General features: G+C 59.1%; 2 protein-coding genes. One reads left to right on the forward strand and one right to left on the reverse strand.

The features are described 5' to 3' along the window. Window positions 1-111 precede the first annotated feature (111 nt). Entirely contained in the window at window positions 112-1,368 is a 1,257-nt protein-coding gene (locus ABJ99_RS17505; RefSeq protein WP_054086892.1) for an OprD family porin, read from the reverse strand. A 261-nt stretch (window positions 1,369-1,629) separates the two neighbouring features. Here ABJ99_RS17505 and ABJ99_RS17510 point away from each other — a divergent pair, with 261 nt between their 5' ends. After that, the gene (locus ABJ99_RS17510) at window positions 1,630-2,517 is read left to right on the forward strand and encodes a DMT family transporter (protein WP_054086893.1); all 888 of its coding nucleotides are present in this window, start codon (window positions 1,630-1,632) and stop codon (window positions 2,515-2,517) included. Window positions 2,518-2,548 lie beyond the last annotated feature (31 nt).

Here is a 2,548-nt window from a genome sequence, read left to right on the forward strand (position 1 = left end):
AGAACCAACATGTGGCGCGTAGCGCCACAAAGAGGACGCAGAGCGTCACGAACTGCATGCCGACGCGGAGCGCCGGCACGAGAGTCAACGCCGCCACGTTACTCAGGTTTTCTAGAGCAGCGACAGCGGATAGCTGACGATCACTCGGTTTTCGTCGAACTGGTTAGTGTTGTAATCACGGCGCATGGTCGAGTTGCGCCACTTGAGCGACAGGCTTTTGAACGTACCGCTCTGAAACACATAGGCCAGCTCTGTTTCCCGTGCCCATTCTTCGCCGTCGGTGATGGCGCCGGTGTGCACGTTTTCGCCGCTGATGTAGCGGTTCATCAGGGTCAGGCCCGGTGCGCCCAAGGCTGCGAAGTCGTAGTCGTGACGCAACTGCCAGGATTTCTCTCTGGCATTGTCGAAGCTGGAGTTGTAACTGTCGTTGGCCAGCGTGCCGCCGCTGGTGCCGTTGACGCGCATCCAGGCGCTTTCGCCGCTGACCTTCTGCAAACCCACATAAAACGTGTTGCCGCCGTGTCGTGTGGAAAGCAGGGCGGACCAGGTCTTGTTGTCCAGATCGCCGGCCAGCGCCTGCCCGTCATCCTTACCCTGGAAGTAACCGAGGTTGGCGCCCAGGGTCCAGCTGCCCAACGGCTGACTATGCAGCACGTTGACGTATTGCTGGTGGTAGATGTCTTCAAGCTCGGCGTACCACACCCCGACCTGTGTGCGCTTCTCGTTAAACACATATTCGCCGCCGCCGAAATTGAAACGGTCGGAGGTGAACGCTGCGCGGCCATTCAGCGACATGTCTTGCATGCTGGCGTCGTTACGCGGGCTGTTACCGCGGAACTGGCCGCCATACAGCGTCAGGTTGTCGATCTCTTTCGAGGTAATCTGGCTGCCCTGGAAGGTTTGCGGCAGTGAGCGGCCGTCGTCCGACCGCAGGATCGGCAGCACTGGCATCCACTCGCCCACCTTCAATTCGCTTTTCGAGAAGCGCGCCTTGCCTGCCACGGCCAGCCGGCCAAAGTCGTCGGCCGGGCGTCCATCGCTGTGGATCGGCAGTAACTGTGTGCCGCCAGTGCCTTTGCCGCCGTCCAGTTTTAGCGAGTACAGGCCCAGCGCATCGACGCCGAAACCCACGGTGCCCTGCGTAAAGCCGGAGCGGGCGTCAAGGATGAAGTTCTGCGTCCACTCCTCGGCGTAATTCTGCGCATTGGCCGGGTCCACGAAGTTGCGGTTGATGTAGAAGTTGCGTAGGTTCAGATTGACCTTGGCATCCTCGACGAAGCCGCCGGCGTAGGTGGTGGTTGCCGAGAGGGCCACAGCGACGGCCGCAGAAAGACCGCAAACGATTTTGCAGGAGGGATTCGAGCGCATGGAACTGACCTTTTTTGTAGTTATCGAGTCGTTGTAGCTGGCTGCGATATTGAAATGCCGAAACGTTGTCCGCAATTGTGAAAGCGTTGTTTGGGGCGATAATCGAACGTTAATGAACCGGTTCGAACATTTTATGCAAGACGCTGAAAAGGCTTGCTGCGATGCTCGCTGCTTTATGGCTCTGGTCTATGGAAAGCGGAAGCGTACGCGGTCTTCTTTTGCGACAGATACAGATCGACAACACTTGAACAGGGAAGCCCGATGAGCACTGCCAGCACGCCACTGTCCGGCGTCAATCAACCCCTCAAGGGGATTGGCTTCATTCTTCTGGCTACTTTTCTGTTTGCCAGTCACGACACATTGTCCAAATACCTGTCTGGTTTCTATCCGATCATTCTGGTGGTCTGGGCGCGTTATCTGGTGCATACATTGCTCATGGCCTGCATCTTCATGCCGTCGGCGGGCTTGCGTGTGCTGCGCACCAAGCGCCCCGGCCTGCAGACGTTGCGCGCGCTGGCGCTGTTGGGCACCAGTCTGCTGTTTACCAGCAGCCTGATGTTCATTCCGCAGGCAGAAGCCACAGCCGTCAACTTTCTCGCGCCGCTGCTGGTCACGGCCTTGTCGGTGCCGCTGCTGCATGAGCGAGTGACGCGCGGGCAGTGGATCGCGGTGGTGGTGGGGTTCGTCGGGGTGATGATCATCATTCATCCAGGCGGCGAGCTGTTCACGCCTGCGATTCTGCTGCCGTTGTCGTCGGCCTTGTGCTTTGCGTTGTATCAACTGCTGACCCGACTGGTGAGCCCGTTCGACAGCCCGACCACCAGCAACTTCTTTGCCGGCCTGTTCAACACGCTGTTGATGAGCCTTCTGGTGCCGTTTTTCTGGGAAGTGCCCGCGCTCAAGCATCTGCCGTTTCTGCTCGCGCTGGGTGCGTGCGGCATGTCCGCTCACCTGCTGCTGACCCAGGCCTTCCGCTTCGCCGCGCCAGCCATGCTCGCGCCGTTCAGCTATTGCCAGATCGTCTTCGCCGGGCTACTGGGTTTTCTGGTCTTCGACCACCTACCATCGCCCACCGGCCAGGCCGGCATCGCAATTATCTGCCTGAGCGGTCTGGCTGCCGCATGGCAACAGCGGCGCAAAGGTGGATAGCGATCAACTCTGTCTAGTCCTGAAATAGGTT

The organism is Pseudomonas syringae pv. cilantro (assembly GCF_001293775.1).
GTDB lineage: Bacteria > Pseudomonadota > Gammaproteobacteria > Pseudomonadales > Pseudomonadaceae > Aquipseudomonas > Aquipseudomonas syringae_P.